The sequence below is a fragment of the Ruegeria arenilitoris genome (assembly GCF_013035315.1).
Lineage (GTDB): Bacteria > Pseudomonadota > Alphaproteobacteria > Rhodobacterales > Rhodobacteraceae > Ruegeria > Ruegeria arenilitoris_D.
In genome coordinates, this window is the sequence record NZ_WQHP01000010.1 from 92,964 (window position 1) to 107,702 (window position 14,739).

General features: G+C 58.5%; 12 protein-coding genes. 5 read left to right on the top strand and 7 right to left on the bottom strand.

What is annotated here, in order from left to right; genetic code table 11:
• Nucleotides 1–24 precede the first annotated feature (24 nt).
• The 5 genes from GOV53_RS18560 to GOV53_RS18580 are packed head-to-tail and all read right to left on the bottom strand — an operon-like array spanning nt 25 to nt 6,350.
• A complete protein-coding gene (locus tag GOV53_RS18560; protein ID WP_170469237.1) occupies nt 25–1,140 on the bottom strand; it encodes a mandelate racemase/muconate lactonizing enzyme family protein in 1,116 nt (371 codons plus the stop codon).
• A complete protein-coding gene (locus GOV53_RS18565) occupies nt 1,137–2,243 on the bottom strand; it encodes a mandelate racemase/muconate lactonizing enzyme family protein (RefSeq protein WP_170469240.1) in 1,107 nt (368 codons plus the stop codon). Before GOV53_RS18565 ends, GOV53_RS18560 begins: the two co-directional genes overlap by 4 nt.
• Nucleotides 2,240–2,818: a dimethylsulfonioproprionate lyase family protein gene (locus GOV53_RS18570; RefSeq protein ID WP_170426914.1), complete on the bottom strand. Its 579-nt coding sequence runs from the start codon at nt 2,816–2,818 to the stop codon at nt 2,240–2,242. The genes GOV53_RS18565 and GOV53_RS18570 overlap by 4 nt, the downstream gene beginning before the upstream one ends.
• Nucleotides 2,815–3,897, bottom strand: a complete 1,083-nt coding sequence (locus tag GOV53_RS18575; RefSeq protein WP_254439335.1) for an alcohol dehydrogenase family protein — start codon at nt 3,895–3,897, stop codon at nt 2,815–2,817. The genes GOV53_RS18570 and GOV53_RS18575 overlap by 4 nt, the downstream gene beginning before the upstream one ends.
• Nucleotides 3,897–6,350 (bottom strand): FAD-dependent oxidoreductase, encoded by a 2,454-nt coding sequence (locus GOV53_RS18580; RefSeq protein ID WP_170469243.1) that lies wholly within the window; start codon nt 6,348–6,350, stop codon nt 3,897–3,899. The genes GOV53_RS18575 and GOV53_RS18580 overlap by 1 nt, the downstream gene beginning before the upstream one ends.
• Nucleotides 6,351–6,418: 68 nt before the next feature.
• Here GOV53_RS18580 and GOV53_RS18585 point away from each other — a divergent pair, with 68 nt between their 5' ends.
• From GOV53_RS18585 to GOV53_RS18605, 5 genes are read left to right on the top strand one after another with little or no spacing between them, the layout of a single operon-like run.
• Complete coding sequence (locus tag GOV53_RS18585; RefSeq protein ID WP_170469246.1) at nt 6,419–7,306, top strand: MurR/RpiR family transcriptional regulator; 888 nt, start codon at nt 6,419–6,421, stop codon at nt 7,304–7,306.
• Nucleotides 7,303–8,394: an aromatic ring-hydroxylating oxygenase subunit alpha gene (locus GOV53_RS18590; RefSeq protein WP_170469249.1), complete on the top strand. Its 1,092-nt coding sequence runs from the start codon at nt 7,303–7,305 to the stop codon at nt 8,392–8,394. Before GOV53_RS18585 ends, GOV53_RS18590 begins: the two co-directional genes overlap by 4 nt.
• Nucleotides 8,395–8,410: 16 nt before the next feature.
• Nucleotides 8,411–9,235 (top strand): hypothetical protein, encoded by an 825-nt coding sequence (locus GOV53_RS18595; RefSeq protein WP_170469252.1) that lies wholly within the window; start codon nt 8,411–8,413, stop codon nt 9,233–9,235.
• 17 nt (nt 9,236–9,252) lie between these two features.
• Complete coding sequence (locus GOV53_RS18600; RefSeq protein WP_170469255.1) at nt 9,253–9,993, top strand: sulfotransferase family protein; 741 nt, start codon at nt 9,253–9,255, stop codon at nt 9,991–9,993.
• 17 nt (nt 9,994–10,010) lie between these two features.
• Complete coding sequence (locus GOV53_RS18605; protein WP_170469258.1) at nt 10,011–10,394, top strand: carboxymuconolactone decarboxylase family protein; 384 nt, start codon at nt 10,011–10,013, stop codon at nt 10,392–10,394.
• Between the two features lie 30 nt (nt 10,395–10,424).
• Here the strand turns inward: GOV53_RS18605 and GOV53_RS18610 are convergent, their stop codons facing one another.
• Nucleotides 10,425–12,038 (bottom strand): adenylate/guanylate cyclase domain-containing protein, encoded by a 1,614-nt coding sequence (locus GOV53_RS18610; protein ID WP_170469262.1) that lies wholly within the window; start codon nt 12,036–12,038, stop codon nt 10,425–10,427.
• A gap of 660 nt (nt 12,039–12,698) precedes the next feature.
• The gene (locus GOV53_RS18615) at nt 12,699–14,573 is read right to left on the bottom strand and encodes a DUF3604 domain-containing protein (RefSeq protein ID WP_170469265.1); all 1,875 of its coding nucleotides are present in this window, start codon (nt 14,571–14,573) and stop codon (nt 12,699–12,701) included.
• Nucleotides 14,574–14,739 lie beyond the last annotated feature (166 nt).

Genomic DNA, 14,739 nt, shown 5'->3' on the forward strand with positions numbered 1-14,739 from the left:
TTTTGGGCCAGATGAAGCAGCGGATCATCGCGGGGCCTCGAATGTCGCGACCGGAGCCCCCAACATGTCTTCGTCCGGGTGAACGCCTAGGCCGGGCGTTTCCGGTAGGTGCAGGTGACCGTCGATGTTACGCGGGCCACGTCCGCCAGCGATATCAATGGTGATCATGTCCTGACATGCCCAGACCGCGTGGCAATTGTCATCCGGAATGGTGGCCGCGAGATGCAGCGCCTCGGTATCGGCCAGAACTGTGCCGCCGGTCGCCATGACAAACATGTCGATCCCATGCGCCAGAGCAATATCTCGCATCCGAGCCGCCTTGGTCAGGCCGCCGACGCGGTTCAATTTGATCCCAAAAACATCGGCCAGCCCGTCACGCGCGATGCGGGCCGCGTCTTGCAGAGTCACGAGGCTTTCGTCCACCGAGACGGGCGAGGAATGGCGGCCAGCGATGGCGGCGATGTCATCCAGTGTCTCGCCCGGCTGTTCGAACATGACGTTCAGGTCCTCGCAGGCGCTCATTACCCGTAAGGCTTGCTGCCGCGTCCAACCGCGGTTCACGTCATACAAAACGATCTCACCGGGTCGCCGGATGCTTTCCACATCGCGGACGCGGGCAATGTCGCGTTCTACGTCGCCGCCGATCTTGACTGAATGCGCGACGTAGCCACGGCTGCGGTAACGCTCCATCACCTCGCGGGTTTCTTCGGCGGTTTTGGCTCCGACGGATGAGGCAATCGGGCGCGGCGTGCGCGATCCGCCGCCCATGAGGTCTGCAATCGGCAAACCCGCCGCCCGACCCGCAATATCCCAGCAAGCCATGTCGATCGGGCTTTTGGCGTACAGGTGGCCGGGAAGGGCAATGTCCATGGCGCGCTCGACATCCAGAACGCGGCGTGGGTCGAGGCCCAGAATGAACGGGGCCATCGTTTCGATCCCGGCGCGGATACCCGGACCGTGCGCCGGGACATAGGTGTGACCCCATGGGGTTCCTTCGCCCCATCCGATCAGCCCGGTGTCTGTTTCGACCTTAACGATTGTCGCGTCAAGTGTTTCAAACTTGAGCCGTCCGCCGGACAGCCAATAGGGATGCTCTAACGGCAGGTCGACGTGGTAGACGGTGATCGTCTTGATCTTCATAAAGTGTACTCCGCCACCGGCGCGCCGAGGCTTTCGAAATCGGGTGTTACGCCCAGTCCAGGCGTATCAGAGGCGAAAAGCTTGCCATCCCGCGACATCGGCCCGCCGTTTCCAGTCGACCGCGTGTTATAGTTCATCAAATCCGTCGTGTTCTGCAGATACTCAGCCGGGGTCGACGCCGCGAAATGGGCCACGACCGACGAGGTGATTTCGCCGCCCCAAGTGTCTTCGCTGACAACGGGAATCCGGTTTTCGACCAGATAGTCCCGCACACGCCGCGCCTTGCTGAGCCCCCCAAGGTTCGAGATTTTCAGACAGCATATCTCGGCCCCGCGATCCGCGACGATCCTCTGGGCCATATGCATGCCGGTGACGCACTCGTCCAGTTTCATCGGCTGTTCAGCCACGCGACGAACCTGCTGGCATTCCTCATAGGTGCGGCAGGGTTGTTCCAGAATGAAATCCAGATCGCGCGTGGCTCGGGCGACCCGGATCGCGTTGTCGACGCGCCAACCCTGATTGGCATCCGCCATCGCCTTTTCGCCGGGTTGCAACAGAGGCACCGTGGTGCGAATACGCTCAATATCCGTTGCCCAGTCGCCGCCCACCTTGATCTGAAACTGCCGGTAACCCTGATCCCTGTAGGCATTCATCTCGGCAACGGTCTCATCCACCGCCTTCTGGGGCGCGACGCGGTACATCGGGGCACCATCCGTCAACTTACCGCCCAGTAGCATCCAGACAGGTTGATCGCATGACTTGCCCAATATGTCCCAGCATGCGGCGTCAAAGGGGGCTTTTGCATAGCCGTGGCCTTGGACTAAATGGTCCAACAATTGCTCGATCCGGCCTACCTGCCGCGGGTCCTCGCCCAGAAGTTTTAGGGCCACCAACCGGGCGAGTGCGACCACACCTTCGGAATGGGCGACCATATAGTTCTCGCCGCAGGGCGTGAACTCTCCGCATCCCTGAAGACCAGCGTCCGTGTCGATTACGACAACCGAAGCGGTGGCCGTCTCAATCGCGTTGCCCGCGCCCCAGACATAGGCACCGCCGACATAGGGCAGGCCCGTCTGGTATACGCGAATACGAGTGATCTTCATGCCGCATCCATCCGTGGCAGATCGCCCAACCCTTCGCCCCGCCAGAGGACAAAGGTCAGGATCGGCTGATCTGTCGTGGTCATGGCGTGGCTTTGCCAGCTGTCGTGCTGGCGGGTCTCGTTTGGGCCAACGAACCGTTCATCGCCTTCGGTGCGAAAGATCGCGCCACCGGCCAGGGTCAGATACAACTCTTCCGCCTGATGACTGTGCCAGCCATAGTTCAGGCCCGCACCCCAATAGGCCACGTAGCCGCGCAACTGGTTCGAGTGGAAATGGCCAGTGGGACCAAACAACTCGTAATACCCATAGCGGCTTAGGAAATCGGCACCAACTTCTTCTTCGGTATAGGTTTGCTTCCAGTGGGCCAGATGGGCACTGGCCCGGATCGCATCCGACAGCGCCTGAGTTGCCGCGTCCGGTGAAAAATCGGTTCGCCGCACCAATTCCATTGCAGGGACCGCGTTCGCGGCCAAATCTGTTGGCTCCAGATCGTCTGGCCATGCGCCAAACGCGGACAGCGCGGGGTGCGACTGATGCACATGCCGGGCGGCCTGAAGAACGGCGTCCAGTGTCATGGGGTCACCACAATGTTGCCGGTGTGCTTCTTCGCGATAAAGGCAGCCTGAGCGTCTCGCAGCTCTTCCAAAGGATAGGTTGCGGCGAGTGCAGGCTTGATTTCGCCAGCTTCGATGTACTTCACGAGGTTCAGCATGACTTGCGGGTCAATCACGGTTGATCCGGTGAAGGTCAGATCACGCAGATAGAAAGTGCGCAGATCAAACTCGACCATTGGTCCGGCAATCGCGCCCGAACAAGTATAACGACCGCCACGCTCGAGGATGTCGATCAGGTGCGGCCAATACGGACCGCCCACCACATCCGCAACGACGGTGATCTTTTCATCGCCCAGAGAGGCACGCAGGTTTTCCGGCGCGCGGGGCAGGATCTTGTCCGGGCCCAGCGCGGCCACATCGGCGTGCTTTGCTTCGGACGCCATGGCGATCACCCGGGCACCGCGACGTTTGGCCAATTGCACAAGGGCCCCGCCGACACCGCCCGAGGCACCCGGCACAAGCACAGTGTCTTTGTCGGATACATTGGCGCGGGCCAGCATGCCCTCGGCCGTTGAGTAAGAGCACGAGAACGTTGCCAGTTCCGCGTCCGACAGGTCCGATGAGATCGGGACCGCGTTCACCGCAAGCGTCGTGGCGTATACGGCAAAGCCTCCGTCCCGCTCGGACCCGAAATATCCGGTCTTGTCCATGTTTTCCGGGTCAGCAGGGTCGCGCAGCCAGCCGTCGGTGATGACGCGCTCGCCGATCCGCGCAGGATCGACGCCGTCGCCGACGGCCACGATGTGCCCGCAGATATCGGCCCCCTGAATACGCGGGAAGGTGATCGGCGCGCCGCCCCAAGTCGGGTCGTCCTGCCCTACTTCTTCGAAAGCGCCTCCGGTCGTCGCGTCAGTGACCGTCTTGGAGTACCAGCCCGACCGCGTGTTGACGTCAGTGTTGTTCAGACCGCAGGCTGCGACCTTGATCAGTACCTCTCCGGCGGCGGGTTCTGGACGCGGCCAGTCTTCATGCAACACCATCTGTTCCAGACCGCCATGGCCCATTGTGACCATGGCTTTCATTGTGTCGGGCAAGCTCATTATGCAGTCTCCAGAATGGCGTCGGTGCGTGGCAGCAGACTTTGCGGATCATAGGCCGGTTCGCCCAGCACGCGGGCTGCGCGGGGTTTGCCGTGGATCACGACCTCCAACGCGGTTCCGGCGTCGGCCGCTTCGGGCTTGATGTAGGCAAAGGCAAGGATCTTGCCGACGGTGTGCCCGTAAGCAACAGAAGCCGTCGAGCCCACAACAGTCCCATTCAACATGACCGCCTCACCGCCGTGACCGTCAATCTCGCCATCCGGCTCGATCTCAAGGTATGCGCAAACCCAAGGCAGGTCGGTATTGTGGGTCTTGTCCTTGCCCAGATATTCCTTATCAGTACGCGCAAAGCGCAACACGTCGGCTTCGGCCAAAGTGACCTCATTGGTCAATTCGCCCGCGCCTTTGAAGCCTTTCTCCATCCGCATCACGTTCATGGCAAAGCTGCCATAATCGGTGATGCCATGCGCCTCACCCGCGGCCCAAAGCGCGTTGTAAACGTCAAGGCACGCGGCGTTCGGCATGTGCAATTCCCAGCCCAATTCACCCGCATAGGACATGCGGAAGGCCCAGACTTTGTGACCCGCGACGGTGATTTCCTGCGCGGACAGCCAACGGTACCCGGCATTGGTCAGATCGGCGTCAGTGCATCGCGCCAGCACGTCCCGCGAGCGGGGGCCGTTCAACGACAGGGCGGACCAGTCGGCGGACAGAGCGGTGATCTGCACATCCTCATTCGCACGCTGCTGCGCCAGATGATCTAGCAGGCGTTGTTCGAAAAAGGCCGCGCAAACCAGGTAGAAGCGATCTTCGGCCATGCGGACAATCGTCGTCTCCAACTCGATCCGCCCGCGACGGTTCAGCATGTGGGTCAATGTGATCGAGCCGACCTTTTGCGGCATCCGGTTCGCGGTCAGCCGGTCCAGCAGAGCGTAAGCGTCCGGACCGGAGACCTCGACCTTGGTAAAGGCGGTGACATCCATTATGCCAACGCTTTCGCGCACCGCCTTGACCTCAGCCGCGACCATGTCGTCGGCAGGGGTCCGGCGGAAGGAATAGTGATCGCGCTGCTCCACACCGTCCCGTGCAAACCAGCGGGGGCGTTCAAAGCCATACACCTCTTCATGCACCGCGCCCTTGGATTTCAGCAGCTCATACAGCGGCGACGGCTTGATCGGACGCCCCTCAAGACGGTTGAAATGCGGGAATGGAATTTCGTGGCGCAGACAGTAGTCTTCCTCGGCCTTGATCACCTGCCAATCCTTGGTCGCATAGCTGCCGAACCGGCGCGGATCGTATTCGCGCATCGAGATATCGGCCGCGCCATGCACCATCCAGCGCGCCAGTTCGCGGGTCAGACCCGGCCCCCAACCGATCCCGATCTGCGTTCCGCAGCAGCACCAGTAATTCCGAACACCCGGTGCAGGTCCGATCAACGGGTTGCCATCTGGCGGATGTGAGATCGCGCCGTGCACGTCGCGCTGAATGCCCAGTTCGGCAAAGATCGGCATGCGGTTCAGGCTTTCCTCAAGCCACGGCATCACCCGGTCGTAATCTGCGTCGAACAGCCAGTTCTCGTATTCCCACGGGCAGTGATCATGCCAGACCGAGTTCGGGTTTTCCTTCTCGTAAATCCCGATCAGCCCTCGCTGCTGCTCCATCCGGATGTAGCCCGAGACTTTGCGGTCATCGCGGATCACCGGCAGTTCTTTGTCTAGGTTCTGGAACTCGGGCACCGGCTCGGTCACGAAATAGTGGTGGGTCATCGAGGTCATCGGCAACTGCAGCCCCGACCACTCACCCATCTGACGGGCATAGGTTCCGCCCGCATTCACCACATGCTCACACGTGATGGTGCCCTGTTCGGTCTCAACCACCCACTCGCCATTGTCGGCCTGTGTAATGTTGGTCGCGCGGCAGTTGCGGAAGATACGGACGCCCTTCTGACGCGCGCCCGTTGCCATCGCCATGGTCACGTTGGTCGGGTCCACATGGCCGTCATCCGGCGTGTGCAAAGCACCCAAAACACCTTCGAGGTTATAGAACGGATGCAGTTCGGCCACCTTTTCAGGCCCGACCAGCTCGATGTTGAATCCCAGAGACCGGCCTACAGACAGGGTGTGGCGCAGCCAGTCCATTTCATCCTCGGTATAGGCCAGACGGAAAGAGCCGCAGCCATGCCACGTCACCGGCTGACCGGTTTCGGCCTCTAACTGACCGGAATATAGACCGATGTTGTAGTCCACGCATTTGCCCAGCCCAAAGCTCGAGGTCGAATGCGTGATCTGGCCGGCCGCGTGCCAAGTGCTGCCGCTGGTCAGCTCGGCCTTTTCCAGCAAGACGGTATCGTGGCCCCAGCCTTCGTGCGCCAGATGATAGGCCAGACCGACCCCCATGACGCCGCCTCCGACGATGACCACACGTGCATGTGACGGCAAATTCTTCTCGGACATGATTTTTCCTCTTCCCGAGTCGCGTTTCTGCTCGACAGGCTAATTCCACATTTGTACCATCGTCAATCATGAATGACACAAATGTATCATCAATCGTTCTCGACCGCCTCAGCCAAGAGTGGGATGCCCTCACGCCCGAGGCGCAGAAGGCTGCGCGTTACGTACTGGAAAACCCAACAGACGTTGGGGTTTCGACCGTGCGCGAGATTGCCGAAGCGGCAAAGGTCAAACCCAATACATTTGTCCGCATGGCACGGCAGGTGGGGTTTGAAGGGTACGAGGATTTCCGCGCACCGTTCCGCGATGCGATTCGGCAAGGCGGCGTGTCGTTTCCAGACCGCGCCCGTTGGTTGCAGGATATTGGAAAGTCTGGCGAACTGGGTGGGCTTTATGCGGATATGGTCGGGGCCGCGATCCGCAATATCGAAGAGACCTTCGCCGGAATCGACGCCGCCAGCCTCAAGAGTGCAGCCGAAGACATCTGGAACTGCCGCCAGATTTTCACGTTGGGTGTGGGCGTCAACAACTCGAACGCGCGCAATTTCACCTATCTTGCCTCAACGGGGATGAAGCAGTTCCATGCCATCCCCCGTCCCGGCTCGACCCCGGTGGACGATCTGGCCTGGGCCGATGAGCAGGACGTGCTGATCGCCATCACCTGCCATCCATACCGCACCGAGGTGATCGACGCGATCAAGCTGGCGCGCCTGCAGGGGCTTACAGTCATTGGCATCTCGGACAGCCCGGCGAGCCCCGTCATCCTGAACGCGCAGCACGGCTTTGTCGTCGCCGCAGATACCCCGCAATTCTTCCCGTCCTCCGTCTCGACCATCGCCTTGTTGGAAACGCTGCTGTCCTTCGTGATCGCGGTTTCCAGCGATGAGATCGTCGAGCGGGTGGAACGGTTTCACCAACGCAGACACCAACTTGGCCTCTACGCGGAGGAGCCCGAATGAACGCACCCCTAACGCACTCACTGGACGCGCGCTATTACACAGACCCGGCGATTTTCGAGCAGGAAATGCAGGGACTTCTGGCCCGGACATGGCAATTCGCAGGCCATGTAGCTCAGGTTCGGGAAGCGGGGGACTATTTCGCCTTTGAAATCGCCGGGCAGAGCCTGTTCTGCGTCCGAGGGCGCGACGGTGAAATCCGCACCTTCTACAACGTCTGTCAGCACCGCGCCCACGAGATGGTGACCGGCGCAGGCAATACGCGCGTCGTTGTGTGCCCCTATCATGCGTGGACCTATGAACTGTCCGGCCAGTTGCGTGCCGGACCGAACATCAAATCCGTTCCGGGGTTCGACCGCAGCGCAATCTGTCTGACCTCGGTCCGCACCGAGGTCTTCAATGGCTTCATCTTTGTGAACCTCGATGACGACGCCGCCCCGATGGATGAATGGTACCCCGGCGTACGCGAAGAAATCCGCGCTTTCGTTCCGCATATCGACGAGCTTGAACCGTTGGAATGGGTCGAGATCCCCGAGAACTGTAACTGGAAGGTCAGCATCGAGAATTACTCGGAATGCTACCATTGCCCGACCAACCACCCCACCTTTGCCGAGGGCGTCGTCAAGCCCGAGACCTATGACATCCAACCCGATGCAGGCGGCGGCTATGTCCTGCGCCATACGACCGAGTGTCAGAGCCTGGACAAGATGACCTATCCCATCGACCTGACGGTGCCACATGCGGGCGACTATCAGTCATGGTTCTTGTGGCCGATGTTCTCGTTCCAGTGCTACCCGGGCAACGTTCTGAACACCTATCACTGGCGCGCTGAGGACCCCGATCACTGCACCGTCTGGCGCGGTTGGTACACCGAGGGCGGATCAGAAAGCGCCGTCATCCGGCAACTGGCGGTACAGGACCGCGAAACCACCGTTGAAGAGGACATTCGGTTGGTCGAATCCGTCCACCGCGGCCTCAAATCGCGCGGGTACCGGCCCGGCCCTCTGGTTCTGGACCCAGGATGTGGGGTGATGTCGGAACACTCGATCGCCCGCCTTCAGCAATGGATGCGCGAAGCGGTAGACCCGTGAAAGGACCCTTAATCTCATGCTAATGCCCGAAGACTGGCGTCCCGAACATAAGCTGTTTCCCTATCAGGTCGGCTTCACCAGCCCGCCCTTCGACTTTGACGCGGCACCGTCGGATTTCCTGCGCATGTGCCCCGAGACTGTTGGCGTTCATGGCTGGATGCTGCACGTCCCGGATTACGTACATGGGCTGGATCAACGGAAGCAGAACTTTGGCATGCTCGAGGATTTTGTCCACTGCATGTCCCGAAACGGGGTCGATGTCTGCGGTCAGGTCGGATCGAATTGGGTACACGCCTGCGGTCTGGGGGTTGAGGGCGTGCGCCAACACTGCGCGGACCTGTCAGACAAGCACGGTATCCAGTTCCACATGGCCGGCTACGCCATGGTCGAAGCTCTGCGTGAGATGAACATCGAAAAGGTCGCGTTGAACGCCACCTATCACTGGCCCGAATGGTGGCAGGGTACGGTCGGTTTTCTGAAAGAAGCCGGGTTTGACGTCCTTTGGGCCGGGAATTTCCACGATCAAGGGTGGTTCGACTCGCAGGAACAAGTCAATTCGTATCGCTGGATATTCGACGGTGACCTTGCCCAAAAAAGCTTTGAATACGTGGCGGACAAGGCCCCGCAGGCTGATGCAATCCTGATCAACGGCATGTGTAATTTCCGCACCGGGCCAAATGGCCTGCCCCAGCGCCCGTTGCATCTGGCCGACACGCTTGAGGCTGCCCTGGGAAAGCCGGTGATTGGTCACGACATCGCGCTGTACTGGCGCATTTTCAAGTCCCTCAACCTGGCGCCCGAAAAACCCTACGGGCAGCTTCTGAGGCGACTTCAGAACTGACGAAAAGGACAATCGACATGCACAAGATCCTCGCGCTTTGGGCAGTGCCCCGGTCCACGTCGACCGCTTTTGAATGGATGATGCGACAGCGCGGGGATCTGGATTGTTTACACGAGCCTTTTGGCGAGGCTTGGTATCAAGGCGAAGACCCACTTTGGCACAGGTTCAAACCCGGCGATGTAACGACGCCCGGCCTGACGTTGGACTCGGTCTGGGCCGACATTCAGGATCGCGCGCAAAAGGGGCCTGTGTTCATCAAGGACTTCCCGCACTACATCAATCATATGTGGGACGCGGACTTTCTGGCGAATTTCAACCATGCCTTCCTGATCCGCGATCCGGCAAAGACGATCACTTCAATGTACAATAAATGGCCCGACTTTGCCGAAGGCGAGGTCGGATTTCCCGAACAACGCGCCTTGTTCGACTTGCTGACCGCGCTGAACGGCACACCGCCGCCGGTCATTGACAGCGACGACCTGTTGGAGAACCCGCATAATATGACCGATCGGTTCTGTCAGGCCGTTGGTATTCCGTTCCTGCCGGACGCCCTGACCTGGGAGGCTGGTGGCAATCCCTCGGCCCATAGTTGGTGGGATGGCGGGTCATTTCACGCCAATCTGGCCAACTCAACCGGTTTGGCACCACAGCCTCGTAAACACATCTCGATCACGGACGCGCCGGACCGGGTGAAACATGTGTATCGCCGCATGAAACCCCACTATGACCACCTCTACAAACACCGCCTGACGGCCTGATACACCGGAGACACGATATGGCAGACATTTTTGACGAAGACCTTTTCCTAAAAGGGCTTGAGCAGCGCAAGAACACGCTGGGCGCGGAATACGTGGAAAAGAACCTGGCGGCGGCAGATGACTTTACCCGCCCCTTCCAAGAGGCCATGACCGCATGGTGCTGGGGATTTGGCTGGGGCGATGATGTGATCGACCCCAAGACACGATCGATGATGAATCTGTCAATGATCGGTGCGCTGGGGAAAATGCATGAATGGGAAATCCACTGCAAAGGCGCGATCAACAACGGCGTCTCGCCCGAAGAAATCCGCGCCATCATCCATGTGATCGGAATCTATTGCGGCGTACCGCAAGCGCTGGAGTGCTTCCGCGTCGCCCGCAAGGTTCTCGACTTGGCGTGATATGGCGGCTGATCGCGCTGCCGCTTGTCGTCACATCGGCAGCGCGGCCCGGGGTTTGATCAGGCTTGTCAGCTCATAGGCCGCCACCTGACTTCCGATGCCTTTCAAATCGAACGGTCCCGCGGGATCCATATTGATCCGAACCTGCCGCGCCGTGGCATTTGAAATCAGAACCTGACCATCGCTGGCGATCTCACATAGGCGCGCCGCCAGATTGGGCGCTGGCCCGATCGCAGAATAGTCAAAGCGGCCCTCGAATCCGATCCGGCCCAACGTTGCAGGGCCGGTGGCAATGCCGATGCCCAAGCCAAGACCATGACCGGCACGGTACGGGGCCATGACTCTGCGGACATCCACCTGCATTTTTTGGGCCAGATCAACCGCGCGTTGTGCCGCGTCGTCCAGCGGCACAGGTGCGCCGAACAGGACCATCAACCCATCGCCCAAGAACCGCTCGAGCGTGCCGCCACACGCCTCGACCAGCGGTCCGCAGGTGCCGTGGAATGCATTAAGGGCAGCGATAACCTGATCCGGGCTGGCAGCAGCAGCAAAGGCTGTGAACCCGCGCAGATCAGCAAAAAGGACCGTGATCTCGGCTTTGCGCGTGCGCAGCACATCCGCCTCATCAGTGGCTCCGACAATCATTGCAGCGACCTGCGCCGGCAGGAACCGTTTAAGACGGTTGGTACGCTCAATCTCTTCGATCTGTTTGGCCACGCGAGACTCCAATGCGGCGTTCCAATCGGCCAATTGCGCCTTTTGCACCTCGACCTGTCCATAAAGCGCGCCCAGTTTTTCGCTGGTCTGGTTCACGTGGCTGGCCAATTCGCCAAGCTCGTCCCGGTTGGGCACCGTGATACGGCTGTCAAACCCGCCACGGGATAGCTTGCTGAGCGCGGCATGGATGCGTTCAATCGGCCAGAGCAGAGAGGACGAGATCGAATACCCCAGCAACAGCGCAATCCCAATGGCGGCAACCGCCGCTGCCATGATGTTCAGGCGCGAGGTCAAATAAGCCTGAGATGTGAGGTCCGCGAGGTCGCGCACCTCTTGCTCAACGTCCTGCGCAACAGTGTATGCCTCTCGCTGCATGGCCTGAAGCGGGCCGAACAACTGGTCCAGACCATGGCGCGCTGCTGCCGTCAAATCCCCTGCTTGGCTCAGGCGCCGAAGCTCTGAGATGGCAGGCAAAAGCTCCTGAAGATCCGCCCGCAGGCTTGCGATAGCCTTTTCATCGGGCATGCCCGGTTGCCCGAACCGGCGAAAACCCAGCGCCAAATTCCGTTCCAACCCCGCAGTGACGTGCTGGATCGACCTCGTCGAGGCACCAGACACCCCATTATGGCTGGTTTCGTCTTGCAGATTTTGTGGAACGAACAAGGCCAGTATGTATGCGTTCAGGTTGGAAATTGTTGTGTAGGTGTCGTTAAAAAACGCGATCCTCTCCTGATCGCGCATCATGGCTTCGGTCCGCAGATTGGCCTGATGCAAAGCGAACAAACCAAACAACACCAGGATGACAAGCAGCCCGGTAATCCCAAGAAAAGCGGCAAGCAGCTTGGCCCGAACCGATAAAGCGATCCTTGCGACGCTGAGTGCAACAAATCGAAGCCCGAATTGGCCAATGTTGCGGTCGTGTGGCATGTGTAACCCCCGCCGAAATACGCGGCAGAATTGGGGTGAGTTTACACAAATAAGCCTAAGATTTCCATGTTTCTGGGCCTAATGTCTGCACAAATCATGATATGAAGGGCTGTTTTTCAAGTTATCTGACGTTTCAATTGCCACAGTGTCCCGCAAAACTCCGACATCCGCAATTTTAGCGTGATTTCTGGTGACTTTAACACCCATAGGCATAAGAGGAACACGCTGCTCAGAATCGCAGGTTTCGTACAGAGAAGGCCGACATATAGTGCCTTTTCACATGGCTGGTCGATCACGCGTTGACTGACATACCGGCCTTTCGGCGCATAAACTCCAAGCAACGTCAGGCACTCGAAACAGCCTTTGGTCTTTCTGGCCAAATCTCAACCTTGCGAGCGATTGAATGGCACCCGGCGCGAACGACTACAGATAGTAGGTGGCGGAGACGAAGTCAGCATAACTAAGCCCATAAGATCCTGTTAAGTATGAAATAAACTGGAAATTGAGGGAGAAATACCACGATACCTACCACACAAAACTCGATGTCAAGTGATAGGACGTTGGTCATATACTATAGCAAACCCTCACGCGGATTGCAGCAAACAGCCGCATTGAGCCCGAAGCAAATTATGTGAATGGCAGTATTGGGTTGTCAAAAAATCATCTGCGAGGTGTGTACCAAATTGGTGATGTGTAGGCTCGCTCCTGTAGCGAAAGCGGGGCTTCGTTAGGGATCTGCGTTCCGAACACCTTTGCATCATATGTCGTCCACCGTGGTGTCGGTATTGCCAACACTCTCACGTAGTAGAACGCGCTTTGCGTTGGGTCGTAGTCCGGGTCTTCCCAATATCCGGCGAGAATTGCCTGGCCGATGTCGTTTGTCCAAGAAGCGGTTTCTACGTCTACCGTATTGCCAACAGGGCCGTCACACGCCGCGTTAATAAGTTCACGCCCACCGCAAGCTACATCATAAACACGTTCCGACGTTGTACCGTCACTGTTCAGCCAGCCTTTGACAATCTGAATGCGGTCGAGGTTCGCCCCATCGGGATCACGAAGCGCACGGACCAGAAAGCGCGGAGAGCGACCGTTACTGTCCACTGGCAAATCCGCCCCCATCGGGACGCCATTTTCATATCCATACGCGGCAAAATCCGCACGTGGCAGGTCGGTTTCGTCGAATTCATATCCTGCAAAAACGCGAACACGCATGTGCGGCCCAGTGGTGGCATAGACTTCTTTTCGAGCAAAAGCATCCCAAATGGCCTCGCGGGTGTTTTCCCTTGCCCAAACGGCCGCCAAACCCGACGCCGAAGTCTGCCATGCATATTGGGCAACACTCTCGTCACCACCAATACCGCCGACGACCTCTTCAAAACGGATCGGGTCAGCAGTAGGTTCAACAGCCGCGACTTTCCCGAAGAAATTGTCCTCGCCAACCGTGGACAGCGATGTATGAGCGTCCGTTGAGCCGATCACGCCAAACTTGAACGGATTTATCCCAGTTGCCGCCTCGTATCCAAGTCCGCGGCGCAACGCGGCCCGTGCATACTCGCGCGGAAGCATCTCCGGTGTTTTGGGCTCTGGTCCAAGTTGTCCTTTGTCCCAAGTTTCGAAGTCGGCAAATTCATCGTCTGGTGACAGCATGGGATGTGCTTCGCCGTCACCTTTCATTTGCGTGATTTCGTAGATCGGTTCCCACTTGGCACGCTGTTTGAAATACTCAACGTCGAACGGTTCGCCCGACAAGCGCACTTCGTCAAACATCAACCCGTTTGACAAATTGCCATTGTGCGGGATCGCAAGCAACTTTTGGCCTGTTTTCTCTTCGGCTTGTTCCATCCATGCCCAAAGGTCTTCGGGGTCGAAGCTATCAAAGTTCGAGAACGGGATGATCTTGTCAGCGCCCTCTTTGCCACCGTTGAATATGACATTCCTGTGTAGGTTGTTCCGCTGTGGGTTCGAGGTCCACTCGAACCCGATAAGCGCAGTAAACAAACCCGGTTGATTGTGTGCCTCAGCGGCAGAGGTAATGTTGCTCCACGCAGTTTGGTAAATCTCCTGATAATCTGCCAATGGGTCTGTGCCAGTGGACTTGGCTTGGCTCCAAATGGACCATGCGCCGACGGGATCACCGGCTTCGACGGCCGCGTTCAGTTGCTGGCCAAACTCCGTGGAAAGCAGCGTGGCATCTTTGGCTGAGAGCAGCGGCGCAAGACCAAGGTTCTCGGCGTGATCGGCAACAACCAGAAAATCCAATGGTCTGCGCAACCTAGCTTCGACGCCAGTGCTAGATGTCACCACCTCGCCTTTGGCGAAACGATACGCTGCATCAGGGTCAAGTATATTGCCGATCATACCAGCATCGGTGGAGTAAGAGGTATGCAAGTGAGTGTCGCCGAAAAAGACCTGATTGGGAAAGTCTTGTTGTGGGTAGGGAGAATATTCTCTGTCGCCGGGTTGAGTGCTTGGGACGTCCTCGGCATACGCGGCAGCAGTATACGCAACAGTCAAAATAGACGCTAAACGGAGCATTTAGTAACCTCATATTTCGCAGAGAGAATACTATGCTTGTTGCAAATATCTAAGACGCAATATCAATAACCGTTTCGTTCGCTACGCGGACTTTGAGCAAATTTCACTGAATGCCCCCACCGAGCCGAATGCGGCAGAAGAAGGGTCCCGCAAACGCTTTTGCGGG